Origin of the sequence: Lewinella sp. LCG006 (assembly GCF_040784935.1) — a bacterium.
GTDB lineage: Bacteria > Bacteroidota > Bacteroidia > Chitinophagales > Saprospiraceae > Lewinella.
Genome location: NZ_CP160680.1, coordinates 3,098,634 through 3,115,379 on the forward strand (window position 1 = coordinate 3,098,634; position 16,746 = coordinate 3,115,379).

General features: G+C 50.3%; 10 protein-coding genes. All 10 read left to right on the forward strand.

What is annotated here, in order from left to right:
- The first annotated feature begins 26 nt into the window (after positions 1-26).
- The 10 genes from AB0L18_RS11040 to araA all read left to right on the forward strand — a co-directional run bounded on the left by AB0L18_RS11040 (position 27) and on the right by araA (position 16,704).
- The gene (locus AB0L18_RS11040) at positions 27-3,572 is read left to right on the forward strand and encodes a VCBS repeat-containing protein (RefSeq protein WP_367392649.1); all 3,546 of its coding nucleotides are present in this window, start codon (positions 27-29) and stop codon (positions 3,570-3,572) included.
- A gap of 4 nt (positions 3,573-3,576) precedes the next feature.
- Complete coding sequence (locus tag AB0L18_RS11045; RefSeq protein WP_367392650.1) at positions 3,577-5,085, forward strand: family 43 glycosylhydrolase; 1,509 nt, start codon at positions 3,577-3,579, stop codon at positions 5,083-5,085.
- Between the two features lie 65 nt (positions 5,086-5,150).
- On the forward strand, positions 5,151-6,701 hold the full coding sequence (locus AB0L18_RS11050) for an alpha-N-arabinofuranosidase (protein ID WP_367392651.1): 1,551 nt from the start codon (positions 5,151-5,153) through the stop codon (positions 6,699-6,701).
- A 1-nt stretch (position 6,702) separates the two neighbouring features.
- Positions 6,703-7,716 (forward strand): glycoside hydrolase family 43 protein, encoded by a 1,014-nt coding sequence (locus tag AB0L18_RS11055; RefSeq protein ID WP_367392652.1) that lies wholly within the window; start codon positions 6,703-6,705, stop codon positions 7,714-7,716.
- 53 nt (positions 7,717-7,769) lie between these two features.
- Positions 7,770-8,708, forward strand: a complete 939-nt coding sequence (locus tag AB0L18_RS11060) for an arabinan endo-1,5-alpha-L-arabinosidase (protein WP_367393145.1) — start codon at positions 7,770-7,772, stop codon at positions 8,706-8,708.
- Between the two features lie 2 nt (positions 8,709-8,710).
- On the forward strand, positions 8,711-10,705 hold the full coding sequence (locus AB0L18_RS11065) for a glycoside hydrolase family 127 protein (RefSeq protein WP_367392653.1): 1,995 nt from the start codon (positions 8,711-8,713) through the stop codon (positions 10,703-10,705).
- Positions 10,706-10,729: 24 nt separating this feature from the next.
- On the forward strand, positions 10,730-12,724 hold the full coding sequence (locus tag AB0L18_RS11070) for an alpha-L-arabinofuranosidase C-terminal domain-containing protein (protein WP_367392654.1): 1,995 nt from the start codon (positions 10,730-10,732) through the stop codon (positions 12,722-12,724).
- A gap of 11 nt (positions 12,725-12,735) precedes the next feature.
- A complete protein-coding gene (locus tag AB0L18_RS11075) occupies positions 12,736-14,421 on the forward strand; it encodes a ribulokinase (protein ID WP_367392655.1) in 1,686 nt (561 codons plus the stop codon).
- 5 nt (positions 14,422-14,426) lie between these two features.
- Positions 14,427-15,128 carry an L-ribulose-5-phosphate 4-epimerase gene (locus AB0L18_RS11080; RefSeq protein ID WP_367392656.1) on the forward strand — a complete coding sequence of 234 codons (702 nt, stop codon included), beginning with the start codon at positions 14,427-14,429 and terminating at the stop codon, positions 15,126-15,128.
- A gap of 70 nt (positions 15,129-15,198) precedes the next feature.
- Positions 15,199-16,704 (forward strand): L-arabinose isomerase, encoded by a 1,506-nt coding sequence (gene araA, locus AB0L18_RS11085; protein WP_367392657.1) that lies wholly within the window; start codon positions 15,199-15,201, stop codon positions 16,702-16,704.
- Positions 16,705-16,746 lie beyond the last annotated feature (42 nt).

The following is a 16,746-nucleotide window of genomic DNA, read 5'->3' on the forward strand; positions in this document are numbered from 1 at the left end:
AAGCAAAACAAGCCTGTTATCGTAAGATGATTTCCAGAAATACATATCCGCTGTTTTGGTTGCTGGCACTTTCAACGCTGTGCCAATGCCAGCGTCAGGCATCCGGTGCTGATGCGGATACGCTATTTCAATTAATGGATGCTTCAGCGACGGGCGTTGATTTTCAAAATACCATTACTCCCGACGAGGTATTCAATCTCCTGGATTTTGAATATCTCTACAATGGCGGCGGCGTAGGCGTCGCGGATTTTGATAACAATGGGTTGCCTGATCTGGTCTTTACTGGAAATATGGTGGCTAGCAAAATCTACCTCAACCAAGGTAAACTACAATTCAAAGATATTACCGAGGCAGCCGGCTTCACTACCGCAGGAAAATGGTGTACCGGTGTGGCAATCGTTGATATCAATAGGGATGGATATGATGATATCTACCTATCCGTAGGCGGCCCGGGCAAGCAAAGTATTTACCCCAATTTACTTTTCCTCAACCAAGGAGACCTCACCTTTAGGGAAGCTGCTGCTGATTATGGCTTGGCTGACCCCAATGAGTCCAACCAAGCCGTTTTCTTCGATTATGACCAAGACGGTGATTTAGACATGTACCTGCTCAACGGTGGGGGCTTTGAAAAATCGGCGGTGACTATCCGACCCATCATCACCGACGGGTCGAGCCGCAATACCGACAAACTCTATCAGAATAATTTTGATGAAACCCTGGGCCATCCCGTCTTTATGGATGTCTCCAAGGAAGCAGGCATCCGCTTTGAGGGCTTCGGATTAGGCGTGGGGATCATTGATGTGAATGATGACCAGTGGCCGGACATCTACGTTTCCAATGATTACTTATCACGTGACTATTTGTACGTCAATCAGCAAGATGGTACCTTCAGCGAGGAAGCGATGGCGTACTTCGATCACCTGAGCCACTTTTCGATGGGCAATGATATCGGTGATATAAATAATGATGGCCTGCCAGATATCATGACGCTGGACATGTTGCCCGAAAGCCATCAACGCCGCAAGTTGATGTTTGGTCCCAACCAATACGATAAGTTTTATCAGGCCGTCGACTATGGATATGGTTACCAATATATGCGCAACATGCTTCAGGTGGGGCAGCAAGATCACCGCTTTAGCGAAATTGGCCAATTGGCTGGCCTGGATCGTACCGACTGGAGCTGGTGCCCTTTGATGGCCGATTTCGATAATGATGGTTGGCAAGACCTTTATATTACCAATGGCTATGGCAAGGACATCACCGATCTCGATTTCGTGAAGTTTCGTAAAGATGCCGTTTCTCGGTACACGAGCCAGGAAGAAGTTCGCAAGAAAATGATCGCTAGCCTTGATGATCTCCCTTCTATCACACTACCCAACTACCTCTACCGAAACCAGGGAAATAGTCGTTTCGAAAACAAAGGCACAGCGTGGGGCATCAGCCAGTCGTCTATTTCTAATGGCGCCGCTTACGCAGACCTCGACCAGGATGGTGACCTGGAGTTGATCACGAACAACATCGATCAGAAGGTTTTTATCTACAAAAATACCCTCGTAGAAACCGACTCCTCCAAAGCCCGTTTTTTAGCGGTTAAACTCAACGGAAGCAGCAATTCCAAGGGAGTAGGAGCAAGGGTAAGTGTGCGGGTAGGAACTGAAAAACAACTCCGCTACCAGCAGCCCGTTCGCGGCTTTCAGAGTTCTGTGACGGAGGTGCTCCACTTCGGGGTAGGCGAGCACACAACAATTGATGAGGTGGAAGTGACCTGGCCCAGCGGCAAAAGCACCTTGTTGAAAGCTGTCGCCGCTAATCAATGTATTGTTATCAACGAAGCGGATGCGGAAACAAAGGAAAATCAGCCGGTTGTTGATGCTGCTAGCTTATTAGCTAAAATTGACAAGATCAACTATATTCATCAAGAGCCTGCTCCCGGTAATTATTTTCAGGTTCAACCCTTGCTCTTACACGGTTTTACCCATCAAGGGCCTGGCTTAGCGGTTGGTGATGTCAATAACGATGGGCACGACGACTTATTTATCGGCGGGCCTTATGGGCAACCAGCTCACCTGTATCTACAAACAGCCCAGGCTACGTTTGTAACGCAAGTCTTTCCTACTGAAAATTACGAAGACTTAGGGGCCTTGTTCTTTGACGTAGATGAGGATGGTGACTTAGACCTATATGTGGTCAGTGGCGGCTCCGAAAGGTACCAGGGACACCAGTATTACCAAGACCGAATTTATCTAAACGACGGAAAGGGCAACTTTACGCTCAATGAAGCGGCACTTCCCGAGATGTTAACGAGCACGGCCACCGTCGTAGGCGGCGATTATGACCAAGACGGAGATGTGGATCTCTTTGTCGGAGGCCGTGTCGTACCTGGCAGCTACCCACTGAGCCCACCAAGCTATTTGCTGGAAAACCGAGCGGGAAAATTCATGGATGTTACGGAGCAAGTTTGTCCAGCCTTAACATCAGTGGGGATGGTGACGGCTGCCGTTTGGACGGATTTCAACAATGACCATCAGCAAGACTTGATTGTCGTAGGAGAGATGATGAATATTTCGCTCTTTGAAAACCAGGCTGGGCGATTGAAAAACATTTCCGCACAGGCGGGACTGGCCCATGCTACTGGCCTGTGGAACAGCATTGCGCCAGGAGATTTTGACAATGACGGCGACACGGATTATGTTTTGGGGAATATTGGCAGCAATCTTCCGTTCACCATCAGTTCGGAGCATCCTTTGTCCCTTCATTTTGCTGATTTTGACCAAAACGGCACCATCGACCCTATTTATTCTTCCTTTGAAGAAGGAGATTACCACCCTCTGCCATCCTTGGATTTGCTGACGGCACAACTGCCGTTGCTGAAAAAGAAATTCCTTCATTACCGCGATTACGCCGCCTCTACCACCGAATCGATATTGGCCCTTTTGGGAACCTCCTCCATGGAGACACTCTACTGCGAAAACGGGGTTTCCATCCTTTTGGAAAATCAGGGAGGGAAACATTTTGTTATGCACAGCTTACCCCTTATGGCCCAGGTAGCACCGACGAAAGGAATTGTCACGGAAGACTTCAATCAAGATGGCCGCTTAGATATTATGCTGGTGGGCAATGATTACAATACAGAAGTCGTCAATGGGAATTATGATGCCTCGCGGGGTACCGTTCTGCTCAATACCGGACAACTCAAGTTTACCACTCTTACGGCAAAAGCATCGGGGGTAAATACCCACGGAGACACGCGCTCGGCCGTGAAGTTGGCCCTCTCGAATGATCAACAACTGTTGATTTTGGTGAGTAAAAATAGTGGTGCCCTCGAAAATTACCTGCTGGAAAGTAAATCGGATCAACCGTGGTACAATTTCCGTCCTGGAGAGGTGAGTGCGACCATCTCGACTTCAAACGGAGCGACGATTAAACTGGAATGCCCCATCGGGAGTGGCTATCTGTCTCAGCAGACGCGAAAATTTTGGCTGCCGCCGAATACGAACAAGGTGTCCTTTTGGAACAGCCAGGGAGGGCTTACCCGCGAGATGGAGGTGAATCTACCAAAAGAAAATATTTAAGAACATGATGAAATCTAGTTGCGATAAGATAATGTACTTCTTTTTGGCGGTGATGCTGATGGGAGCCCTTGCTTGTAAAAAAGATGATGACGTCGTGGTCGTTGGGCCCGGCCCTACGCCAACGCCGGTAGATACCACCACGCTTGATGATGGCCCGGTGGATTTTTCCAAGTTGAATGATACCTACGGAGAGATTGCATCCCCTAGTATGACCAGCCAGTGGGCGCATTACAATGTGCACGACCCCGCTTATTTGGTAGAAGATGATTTTGTTTACGCCTACAGCACCGACGTTGCGTTTGGTAACGAAATTCGGCCTGGCCTCCAGATTCGCAGGAGTATCAATCTGGTAGAATGGGAGTTTGTGGGCTGGGTTTTTCCAGGTTTACCCACAAGAGGTGCCAACTTTATCCGTCAAAACGGCGGGGAACCCTTCGAAGGCCTGTGGGCACCTTATATAGTCAAAGTAGGAGCTGAATACAGGTTGTATTATTCTTTGTCCTCTCCAACGCCGCGTCTGAGTGTCATTGGTCTGGCGACGGCCACCAATCCGCGTGGTCCTTTCCGGGAGGAGGGGCTGGTCGTGACCTCGCTAGCCAACAATAGCGTACAGACCAACGCCATAGATCCTACGGTAATCATTGCCGACGATGGCACCCACTGGATGTATTACGGCTCCGCCTGGGACGGTATCTATAAGCTGGAGCTTGACGCGGAGACCGGGTTGGCCAAAAGAAACGACGAGAAAGGAGTAAGAGTTGCCCAGCGAGGGTTTACGGGAAACAGCATCAACGGGAATATCGAAGGGCCAGAAATTATCTACAATCCCCAGTTCAATAAGTACTACCTCTTCATCGCTTACGATTGGCTAGCAACCAAATACAATGTCAGGGTAGGGCGATCAGATAGCCCTACGGGGCCTTTCTTTGACATGGCGGGCAACAACATGAACGAAGCGGTCGATGATCTGCCCATGATCCTGGCGCCTTACCGTTTTGCGGGGCATGGTGGCTGGCAGGGGGTGTCGCATCCCGGGGTATTTGAAAGAGATGGTGATTTTTATATCGGTCATCAAGGCCGCCCTGGCGTCAATCAGTTTTATATGGTGATGCACCTGCGGCAGTTGTTCTGGACGCCAGATGGATGGCCATTGGTAAGCTGTCAACGGTATGCCACCGAAGAAGAGTCAGCCGTTGCCGAAGCTGAACTCATCGGTGAATGGGAGCAAATCATCATGGACTATCAAGTCGTACCAGGATATGCAGATGAGCAGGTCTCTCCAAATTTCAACGATTCAGACATAATTACCCTGGAGGAAGGAGGCACGATTTCGGGCGGCTTAGGTGGTAGTTGGTCTTACACTCAACCCTGGCTGACCATCAATCAGGGCGGTCGCACCCAACAACTTAGGGTGGAAAGAGGCCGCGATTGGGAAAACGAGGAGGCCAGTACCATTCTGTTCACGGGGCTTGATGATCAGCACGTTGCCGTATGGGGTAAAAAGCTTCCATAACCAGGAAGGCTTTGTCGATATGGGAGGATGAATTTCTTCTTTAAAAAATAAAAACAATCCAAGCTATGAGATCATATTTAATAGGTGTTTTACTGGTTGTATGCTTTGGAGCCACGTCGGTTGCCGCTCAGAAAGTAGCGATTCGTGTTGCGCCACAAACGGATGCACCTCAGATTAGCCGCCATATTTACGGGCATTTTGCCGAACACCTGGGCCGTTGTATTTACGGTGGGTTCTACGTGGGAGAAGACAGTGAAATTCCTAACACTGCCGGGGTAAGAAACGATGTTGTCACGGCACTAAAGGAGCTTCAGATTCCCAATCTACGCTGGCCTGGTGGGTGCTTTGCCGATACCTACCACTGGAAAGACGGTATTGGCCCCAAAGAAGATCGCCCATCAATCCTGAATATCTGGTGGGGCAACGTCAAAGAAGACAACAGCTTTGGGACCCACGAGTTTCTCAATATGTGTGAGTTGCTCGGCACCGAGCCCTACCTTTCTGCGAATGTAGGAAGTGGTACTCCTCAGGAATTTACGGATTGGATCAAGTACACCAATCACCCTGCGGGGAGCAGCCCCATGCCTGACCTCCGAGAAGAAAATGGCAGAGAAGAACCCTGGAAGGTGAAATTCTGGGGAGTTGGCAACGAAGCCTGGGGCTGCGGAGGGAACATGCGACCTGAATATTACGCCGATCTCTACCGTCGTTTCGCCACCTTCGCCACCGATTGGAACAACTCCGATGGCCTGGTGAGAATCGCTTCCGGAGCGAGCAGCTCCGACTATAATTGGACGGAAGTCTTGATGAAAAACATTCCTCACCAGTTGATCGAAGCCATTGCTTTGCATCATTATTCGGTGATCGATTGGGGAAACAAAGGGCCCTCCACGGAATTTTCTACAGAACAGTACTTCCGCATCATGCAGCAAGCACTGCGTATGGAAGACCTTATTCAGAGGCACGTAGCAATCATGGACAAGTACGATGAAAACAAAAAAGTAGCACTCTTTGTCGATGAATGGGGGGGCTGGTACGATGTTGAGCCCGGCACCAACCCTGGCTTTTTGTACCAACAAAATACGATGCGGGATGCCATGGTTGCCGGAGCAACGCTCAATATCTTCAATAACCATGCAGACCGGGTGAAGATGGCCAATCTGGCGCAGGCGGTGAATGTCTTGCAAGCGGTCATCCTTACGGAAGAAGAAAAGATGCTCCTGACGCCAACCTACCACGTCATGCGTATGTACAGTGTTCACCAGGATGCAACCCTACTTCCGCTGGCTTTCGAATCGCCGGTGTACACCTTCAATGGAGAGTCATTGCCCGCCGTTTCGGCGTCGGCTTCTGTCGATGAAGAAGGAGCTGTACATTTTTCCCTGGTAAATATTGATGCCGAAAAAGTACATACCATTGAGTTGGATGTTGCGGCCCTCAACCTGAGCAAAGTCTCCGGCGAAATACTCACTTCGGCCGCTTTGCAGGACCATAATACGTTCGAGCATCCCGATAAAATAATGCCGAAGGCTTTCACGAAAACAACGTTCAAAGCAGGAAAAATCCAATTAGAAGTTCCTCCTTTTTCCGTCATTGTCTTAACTGGAACAAAGTAAAATGAAGTACCCATTTCCTTTGGTAGGGTGCTTGGTATTGTTGTCCTCCTGGGCCTGTACCACGCCTCCTGAATCCGCGCCCGCAGCGGAAGAACCTCCGCCTGCTGAGGTAGCCGAGGCCGCGTTTAACAATCCGATTATCAAGGAGGTGTACACCGCTGACCCTGCTGCACTGGTACACGATGATACGGTCTGGCTTTACACCGGGCATGATGAGGCCGAACTCGATTTTAATTTTTATAAAATGAAGGAATGGCTGGTCTTTTCCTCCGTCAATATGGTGGATTGGCAGAGCTATCCTGTGCCATTACAGGTCAGTGATTTTTCGTGGGCAATGTCAGATGCCTGGGCCGCGCAGGTCATTGAAAGAAACGGTAAGTTTTACTGGTACGTGTCGGTAGAACACGCCACCATTACCGGCAAGGCCATCGGTGTAGCAGTGGCCGACAGTCCTCGTGGCCCCTTCAAGGATGCTCGCGGCACGGCATTGGTGACCAATGATATGACGACGGCAACCGACATTCGTTGGGATGATATCGACCCTACCGTTTTTATTGATCACGACGGGCAGGCTTATCTCTTCTGGGGGAATACCAAGTGTTATTATGCCCCCCTGAAAGAAAACATGACCGAGCTGGCCGGGGAAATAAAAGTGGTAGAAGGCCTGGAGGAATTTACCGAAGCTCCCTGGATTCATCAGCGGGGCGACTGGTATTACCTCTCTTACGCCCAGCAGTTTCCGGAAAAAACGGCTTACGCCATGTCGAAATCTATTCATGGTCCCTGGGAGTACAAGGGAATCTTGAACGAACTGGCCGGCAATTGTAACACCAACCATCAGGCCATCATTGAGTACCAGGGCGTACCCTATTTTATTTACCACACAGGAGGCATTCAGCCACACGGTGGCAGTTTCCGCCGCTCGGTTTGTATTGATCGCCTTTACTACAATCCCGATGAGACCCTGCGCCGCGTAGTGATGACATCTGAGGGCATTGGAAACCAGGAATTATGAAAAAGCAAATTTACTTCGCAAGCATCTGTTTGTTTTGGACATGCCTGGGCACAATGGCCTATGCGCAAACAACGGATATTAGGGTACATGACCCCGTAGTCATTCAGGAGGCAGGCACCTACCATCTGTTTTGCACAGGCAGAGGTATTGCCCATTTTACTTCTTCCGATCTGGAAAACTGGTCAGAGGCTGCTCCTGTATTTACAGAAAAACCCAGCTGGACTGACGAGGTCGTACCCGACTTTCGGAACCACATCTGGGCACCGGATATCATCTTCCGCAACGGACAATACTATCTGTATTACTCCATTTCTGCTTTTGGCAAAAACACCTCGGCCATCGGTGTGGTGACCAACAAAACCCTCAACGAGAAGAGCGCTGACTTCGGGTGGGTAGACCACGGAATCGTTATCCAGTCGCATCCCAATCGCGATTTGTGGAATGCCATTGACCCCAATATTGTCTTTGACGAAAAGGGAACACCCTGGATGTCGTTCGGCTCCTTTTGGAATGGTCTCAAGCTGGTGAAATTGGATGATTCCCTCTTGAGTATCGCCCAGCCTCAGGAGTGGCACACCATTGCTCGCCGTGAACGCAGCTTTGAGCTGAGCGATACCAATCCTGGTGATGCTGCGCTGGAAGCTCCTTTTATCTTCCAGAAAGACGGCTGGTATTACCTGTTTCTCTCCTGGGACTTGTGTTGCCGTGGGGAAGACAGCACTTATAAGGTGGTGGTCGGGCGATCACGTTCGGTAGAGGGGCCTTATTTTGATCGGGATCAGAAAAACCTCTTCCACGGCGGCGGTAGCCTGGTTGTCAAGGGCAACGAGAACTGGTATGGTGCGGGCCATTGCAGTGTTTACACTTTTGGGGAAGAAGACTACCTCTTTTTGCATGCTTATGATGCCAAAGACGAGGGGCGCTCCAAGTTGAAAGTCAGAACGATCCGTTGGAGTGCCGATGGTTGGCCATTCGTAGAACCTTTGAAATAAGCATGATGCAAACGAATTTGACCACCTTGAAAACATTAGTCGGGCGCAGCATGACCTACTTGGGCTGTTGCTTATTGCTAGGATGCCAATCAGCTCCGGCTCCGGCCTCAACGGAAGCAGCCCAACCCGACTATGCTCTCACTCCGGTAGACATTCGTAATGTACATTTAGAAGATGATTTTTGGCTGCCTATCATCAAGCGGGTACAAGAAAAAACCATCGAATACGCCCTCAAAAAATGCCAGGAAGAAGGCCGCCTGGAAAATTTTCTGATTGCGGGAAAACAACTTCCAGGTGAAGTGAGAGGGCAAATGCCTTTTGACGATACCGATGTTTACAAAATTATTGAAGGTGCTTCCAACTCCTTGATCAGTGCTCCAAATCCAGCATTGGAGGCCCTGCTTGATACCTTAATTGAGATCATCGCCGTAGGGCAGGAAGAAGATGGTTACCTCACTACCTGGCGGACCATCAACCCTGCAGCTCCTCCAGCTCCCTGGGTGCCCGTAGAGGAAGGAGTACGCTGGGAATCGCTCGGTGCCAGCCACGAACTCTACAATGCGGGGCACATGTACGAGGCCGCCTACACCCATTATCTGGCTACCGGAAAAAGAAACTTCTTGGATATCGCATTGAAAAATGCGGACCTCCTGGTAGCTACTTTTGGCGAAGCAGAAGGGAAAATCCACAACGTCCCCGGCCATCAGATTGTCGAAACCGGCTTGATTAAACTTTATCAGCTGACCGAAAACCAAGCTTACCTCACTTTAGCCAAATACTTTCTGGATAATCGGGGGAATGCCGCAAATCATCCGCTTTATGGCCCTTACTCCCAGGATCATCTTCCAGTAGTAGACCAGGACGAGGTAGTTGGGCACGCTGTGCGCGCGGTGTATATGTACGCGGCGATGACGGATATAGCGGTGCTATTGCAAGACTCGGCCTACCAAAATGCCGTTGATAAACTCTGGGAAAACATGGTGGGTAAGAAAATGTACCTCACCGGAGGTATTGGCGCCCGCCACGAAGGAGAGTCTTTTGGTGACAATTACGAGTTGCCCAACCTTACCGCTTACAGCGAAACCTGTGCAGCGATTGGCAGTGTTTACTGGAACCATCGCCTTCACCGTCAGAGCGGGAAGGTGGATTATTTCGATATCATCGAACGTACCCTCTACAATGGTCTCATTGCGGGCTTATCGCTGGATGGTACCCAGTTTTTCTACCCCAATGCCCTTGAAGCTGATGGTGTTTACACTTTCAATCGGGGAGCATGCACGCGTCAGAGTTGGTTTGATTGTTCCTGTTGCCCTACCAATATCATTCGCTTCCTGCCTGCTTTGCCAGGCTTGCTCTATTCAAAAGAAGCGCAGACCATTTACACCAATCTTTACGCTGGCAGCACCAGTAAAGTAAGCTTGGAAAACGGCACTTTTACCCTCAAGCAGACCACCGCCTACCCTTGGGAAGGCAGGGTGAAGATGACTATCAATCCGGAAAAAGCGACGGCTGCGACCTTCAAATTTCGGATTCCTTCCTGGGCAAGAAACAGCCCTGCTCCGGGTGGTCTCTATCATTACCAGCAAAAAGAAACGACGATACCCACCATTGCGCTCAACGGAAAACCCTTTGAGGCCAGTATGGAAGGCGGTTATTTTACCATCAACAGAACCTGGGAGCAGGGTGATGAAGTTAGCCTGGATTTCCCGATGCCAGTACGCATGGTCGAAGCTCGGGCAGAAGTAACAGAGGATCAAGGTAAGGCCGCCCTGGAGAGAGGCCCATTGGTATACGCTGTAGAAGGCATTGACAATCCTACCGGTTTTGCAGGAATAACGCTCGCGGAAACCGACACCTTTGCGGTACAGGAAAAGCAAGACTTGCTCGGGGGTATTCGGATATTAACCAATGAAAAACTCACGGCCATTCCCTATTACGCCTGGTCGAACCGGGGGATAGGAAAAATGAAAGTCTGGTTAGACAGCAGTAAAAAATAATTAAAAAGTTTCAATCATATACTTATGAAATCATTGTGGAAAGGGCTCGCCCTGATACTCGTCTTAAGCATTTGCAGTCTAAAAGTGCTGGTAGCTCAGTCAGACGCTTACCAGCTGACCATTGACGCCAGCACATCAAAAGCAAAAATACAGCCGACGATGTACGGCATCTTCTTTGAAGACATCAATTTTGCGGCCGATGGAGGCCTTTATGCAGAATTGGTAAAGAACCGCGGTTTCGAATTTCCCCTTCCAAAGATGGGCTGGTTGGAACCCAACAGTGACCGCCATTCGCTTAATACCGCCTCGGGAATGGGCACCATCATTAAAACCGAAAACCAGCCTGCTAACCGCAACATCTTGCGCGTAATGGTGAATAACGACCAGGGCTACGAACTGATCAATGAAGGCTTTCGCGGGATGGGCATCAAGGAAGGGCAGGCATACGACCTTTCCTTCCAGGCGGCAAAAGGAGAGGGGCGTATTTCTCAAATCAACTTCCAACTCATTGGTGAAAACGGTAAAGTTATTGGTGAAACCTCCGTCGCGCCAACCAGCGCCAATTGGCAAGTTTACACTTCGGTCATCAAAGCTGATGCAACTGCCGAAAAAGCCCGTTTAAAGATCACCTTCCAAGGCACCGGACTGATTGATCTGGATATGATTTCCTTGTTTCCACAGGATACCTGGAAAGGCCGTAAGTACGGACTCCGCAAGGACCTGGTGCAACTTTTGTACGATATGGACCCTGGCTTCCTGCGCTTTCCCGGAGGTTGTATCGTGGAAGGGCGGACGCTGGCCCAACGTTACCAATGGAAGAAAACCGTTGGTCCGATTGAAGAAAGAGAAGCCTTGGTCAATCGCTGGAACACAGAATTCAACCATCGCTTAACGCCCGACTATTATCAAAGTTTTGGCTTGGGCTTTTTTGAATACTTCCAGTTAGCGGAAGATATTGGCGCAGAAGCCATGCCTATCCTCGGTTGTGGGATGGCCTGCCAATTCAACACCGGAGAGCTGGTACCCATGGACGAACTGGGGCCCTACGTGCAGGATGCCCTCGATCTGATCGAGTTTGCCAACGGTGATGTATCCACGCCTTGGGGAAAAGTAAGAAGTGAGATGGGGCACCCCGAGCCTTTCAATATGACCTACATTGGCATCGGTAATGAACAATGGGGACCAGAATACATCAAGCGCTACCTGGTGTTTGAGGAGGCCATCAAAGCCAAGTACCCCGACATCGTCATTATTTCCGGCAGCGGCCCCTTCCCCGATGGTGAGTACTTCGAATACGGCATGGAGGAACTTACCAAGCTTAACGCCGCGATTGTGGATGAGCATTATTACCGTTCACCGGAATGGTTTCGCGAAAATGCGACCCGCTATGATAGTTACGACCGCAATGGTCCCAAAATATTTGCAGGAGAGTACGCTGCCCAGAGTGTGGCCATCGCGAGCCCGGATAACAAAAATAACTGGAATTGTGCACTGTCTGAAGCGGCTTACATGACCGGCTTGGAGCGCAATGCTGACCTGGTAGTGATGACCTCCTACGCGCCACTGATGGCCCACGCAGAAGGCTGGCAATGGACACCGGATATGATCTGGTTCAATAACCTCCAAGCTTACGGTACCGCCAATTATTATGTGCAAAAAATGTATGCCAACAATGCGGGAACCGATCTGCTACAGGTGACCCTGGACGGGCAACCAGTGACGGGCCAGCACCAACTGTATGCTTCTTCCGTGATGGACGAAAACACCAATCAGGTGATCGTAAAAGTAGCCAATACCGGTGCGGAAGCACAGTCCCTAAAGCTGGTATTCAACGGAGCAAAAGTAGGCAAAGAAGCAGAAGTATGGACCATGGCTACCGATGAACTCGAAGCCGTGAACTCCTTCGAGGAGCCTATGAAGATAAGCCCGCAGGCCAGTACTGCAATGTTGAAAAAAAGCAGCTTAGAGGTAAAAATTCCTGCGCACGCATTCGTCGTTTACAAAATCGGTTTGCGCTAAAATAAAGACCAATGAAAAATTATGTAATTGGGCTGGACTATGGTAGTGACTCTGTTCGGGCCGTATTGATCGATGCCGATAACGGGAAGGAACTGAGCAGCAGTGTTTACTGGTACCCCCGCTGGAAAGCAGGGGCGTATTGTGAACCAGATCACAATCAATTTCGCCAGCATCCCCTGGACCATATTGAAGGCTTGGAAAGCACGATCCGCGAAGTCGTCAAGTCTTCAGGAGTTGCTGCCGCCAGCGTGAAGGGGATTTGTGTAGACACAACGGGCAGCTCACCCGTGCCGGTAGATAAGCACGGGACACCTTTGGCTTTGTTGCCCGCATTTGCCGAAAACCCCAACGCGATGATGGTGCTTTGGAAAGACCACACCGCCATCAAGGAAGCCGAAGAAATCAACGAGTTAGCAGCCAATTGGGGCGGAGAAGATTACACCAAATACGAGGGGGGCATCTACTCCTCGGAATGGTTTTGGGCGAAAATATTGCACATCGTCAGAACCGATGCTGCCGTACGAGCGCACGCCTACTCCTGGGTAGAGCATTGCGACCTGATGACTTACATGCTGGTTGGAGGAGAGAACCTGCCTGCCTTTAAGAGAAGCCGTTGTGCGGCGGGCCACAAGGCCATGTGGCACGAAGATTGGGACGGCTTGCCTCCTAAAGCTTTCCTCGAAAAACTACATCCTTATCTCGCGGAGGTGCGGGATCGTTTGTACCAGGATACTTACACTTCCGACCAGGTTGCTGGTACGCTAAGTGCTGCCTGGGCCGAAAAACTGGGACTGACGACAGCTACCGTTGTTGCGGTCGGCACTTTTGATGCCCATGCCGGAGCAGTAGGAGCAGGGATCGAAGAGTACAGCCTCGTGCGGGTAATGGGCACTTCTACCTGTGACATCATGGTGGCTCCGAACGCAGTAATCGGCAGCAAAACGGTGGCAGGTATTTGTGGTCAGGTCAATGGCTCGGTCCTGCCCGGGTGGGTAGGGCTGGAAGCTGGGCAATCCGCTTTTGGCGATGTATTGGCCTGGTTTAAGAGCATTCTGATGTGGCCATTGGATAACCTGATCGCCGAAAGTGAGCTGCTGAACGAAGCACAAAAACAGGCCTTACTCACGGAGGCTGAGCGCAAGCTTATCCCCACATTGGCCCGTCAGGCCGAATACCTTCCGCTATCCGAGAGTCTTCCTACGGCCCTGGATTGGATCAATGGTCGGCGAACACCGGATGCCAACCAGGCGCTGAAAAGTGCCTTCTCCAACTTGTCCTTGGGCACCAAAGCGCCGCATCTTTTCAAGGCTTTGGTTCATGCCATTTGCTTTGGTTCCAAAAAGATTGTGGATCGTTTTGAGGAAGAAGGTGTGACAATCAAAAAGATTATTGGCATCGGAGGAGTGGCGCGCAAATCGCCTTTTATCATGCAAACCCTGGCCAATGTGCTGAACCGCCCCATAGCGGTGGCCAGCTCTGATTATGCCCCCGCGCTGGGTGCCGCCATCTACGCGGCAGTAGCTGCCGGGCTTTACCCGGATGTAGCAACGGCCAGCACCCAATTGGCGAGTGCTGTAGAAGCAGAATATTACCCTCAGGCAGAGCAAGTGGAAAAATTCAAGCCGCTAAACGCTGATTACGAGGCATTGGCTAAATTTGTTGAAACCATCACTGCTGAAAAGCTGGCAAAAAAATAGATCACATGGAGCAGTTTAAATCTTTACGTGAGGAATGTTACGAGGCCAATATGGAGCTGAATGCGCTCAATCTGGTGATTTATACTTTCGGGAACGTTAGTGCGGTAGATCGTGCAGCAGGGGTGTTTGCCATCAAACCGAGCGGCGTGCCTTATGAGGTTTTAAAACCCGAAGACATCGTGATTCTCGACTTCGACAATAAGCTTATTGATGGCAAGATGCGCCCGTCTTCGGATACCCGCACCCACGCCTGGCTCTATAAGAATTGGGCAAACATCGGTGGGATCGCGCATACCCATGCGACCTATTCTGTAGCTTGGGCACAGGCCCAAAGGGATATCCCGATTATGGGCACGACCCATGCCGATCATCTGACGGAAGACATTCCCTGTGCCGCACCGATGAGTGATGAACTCATTGAAGGAAACTATGAGCATAATACCGGCATCCAAATCACGGATTGCTTCCGGGAGCGCAACCTGGATTATGAAGAGGTGCCCATGGTGTTGTTGGGCAACCACGGTCCTTTTACCTGGGGAAAGAACGCAGCAAAGGCCGTTTACCACAGTAAAGTACTGGAAGAAGTAGCCAGAATGGCTTACTTGGCATTACAAATTAATCCCAATGCCCCACGTCTTAAAGACGCACTGATCAAAAAACATTACGAACGAAAGCACGGCAAAAATGCCTATTACGGACAGGCGTAAGGAGAAGTAGCCTCCTGCCGCTTTAGTCTTTTGGTCAAAAAAAATAATCATTGAAAACAAGCATTGCAAGATGAGCATTAAAGATAAAGAAATATGGTTTGTCTCGGGCAGCCAGCACCTCTACGGACCGGAGACCCTCCAGCAGGTCGCCAGCAACGTCAGCGAAATGGTTCATGGCTTGAACGCAAGCCCCGGCCTGATTACACCCATCGCTAATAAAGGAGTCGTAACAACGCCGGACGAGATCTATAAAATTTGTATCGCCGCTAATTCCGACGAAAAGTGCATCGGCCTGGTCGTTTGGATGCATACTTTTTCCCCCGCTAAAATGTGGATACGAGGGCTTTCTAATCTCAAGAAGCCACTCTGCCATTTGCATACGCAATTCAATGCGGAGATCCCCTGGGACAACATCGACATGGATTTTATGAACCTCAACCAATCGGCTCACGGCGACCGGGAGTTTGGGTTCATTATGTCAAGGATGCGGCGCAAGCGCAAGATCATTGTTGGCCATTGGCAGCAGCAGGAGGTTCAGCAAAAGCTGGCAGCTTGGTCGAGGGTAGCGCTGGGCTGGGCTGAGTTTCAGCACCTCAAGGTCGCCAGAATTGGAGACAATATGCGGGAAGTGGCCGTCACGGAAGGAGACAAAGTGGCCGCCCAAATTCGCTTCGGCTTCGCGGTAAATGGCTACGATTCTTCCGATGTACTGAAGTACCGGGAGCAAATAACGGATGGGGCGCTGAACGCTTTGATTGAAGAATACGAAAGCCAATATAGCCTCACGGCATCTTTACAAAAAGGAGGCGCTGCCCGCGAGTCGCTGCTGGAAGCTGCCCGGATTGAGCTGGCCCTCAAAGGCTTCTTGGAAGAAGGGCAGTTTGGCGCTTTTACCGATACTTTCGAAAACCTCGGTGCTTTCAAGCAGCTGCCCGGTATCGCCGTGCAACGCCTGATGGCTCAAGGCTACGGGTTTGGTGGGGAAGGCGATTGGAAGACGGCGGCATTGCTGCGTTGTATGAAAGTGATGGGTCAGGGCATGGAAGGAGGTACTTCTTTTATGGAAGATTATACCTACCATTTTACCCCCGAAAAATCACTGGTGCTGGGCGCGCACATGTTGGAAATTTGCCCCTCTATTGCGGCCGGAGAGGTGAAATGCCACATTCACCCACTGGGCATTGGTGGCAAAGCAGACCCGGTGCGTCTCGTATTTGATGGCAAGGCCGGCCCTGCGATCAACGCGTCGCTGATTGATATGGGGAACCGCTTCCGCTTGCTGGTCAACGAAGTGGAAAGTGTTGCCCCAGAGCGCCAATTGCCGAAGCTGCCCGTTGCCCGGGTGCTTTGGGATGCCAAACCCAACCTGGAAACAGCTGCTACCGCCTGGATTTTAGCGGGTGGTGCGCACCATACGGTCTATTCCCAGTCGGTGACGACGGAATACATGGAAGATTTCGCAGACATCGCCGGTATAGAAGTGGTCGTGATCGATCAGGATACCAAGATTCGCAACTTCAAACACGAGCTCAACGCTAATGAAGTTTATTATCACCTATTTCAACATGGCTTATAATACAAGAGAACAGCACGAAAATAAAAAGCGATTTTGTTTTTC

Excerpts from the sequence above, each read along its gene's own strand:
- AB0L18_RS11040 (WP_367392649.1), top strand. The coding sequence starts at position 27 with ATGATTTCCAGAAATACATATCCGCTGTTTTGGTTGCTGGCACTTTCA.
- AB0L18_RS11045 (WP_367392650.1), top strand. The coding sequence starts at position 3,577 with ATGATGAAATCTAGTTGCGATAAGATAATGTACTTCTTTTTGGCGGTG.
- AB0L18_RS11050 (WP_367392651.1), top strand. The coding sequence starts at position 5,151 with ATGAGATCATATTTAATAGGTGTTTTACTGGTTGTATGCTTTGGAGCC.
- AB0L18_RS11055 (WP_367392652.1), top strand. The coding sequence starts at position 6,703 with ATGAAGTACCCATTTCCTTTGGTAGGGTGCTTGGTATTGTTGTCCTCC.
- AB0L18_RS11060 (WP_367393145.1), top strand. The coding sequence starts at position 7,770 with ATGGCCTATGCGCAAACAACGGATATTAGGGTACATGACCCCGTAGTC.
- AB0L18_RS11065 (WP_367392653.1), top strand. The coding sequence starts at position 8,711 with ATGATGCAAACGAATTTGACCACCTTGAAAACATTAGTCGGGCGCAGC.
- AB0L18_RS11070 (WP_367392654.1), top strand. The coding sequence starts at position 10,730 with ATGAAATCATTGTGGAAAGGGCTCGCCCTGATACTCGTCTTAAGCATT.
- AB0L18_RS11075 (WP_367392655.1), top strand. The coding sequence starts at position 12,736 with ATGAAAAATTATGTAATTGGGCTGGACTATGGTAGTGACTCTGTTCGG.
- AB0L18_RS11080 (WP_367392656.1), top strand. The coding sequence starts at position 14,427 with ATGGAGCAGTTTAAATCTTTACGTGAGGAATGTTACGAGGCCAATATG.
- araA (WP_367392657.1), top strand. The coding sequence starts at position 15,199 with ATGAGCATTAAAGATAAAGAAATATGGTTTGTCTCGGGCAGCCAGCAC.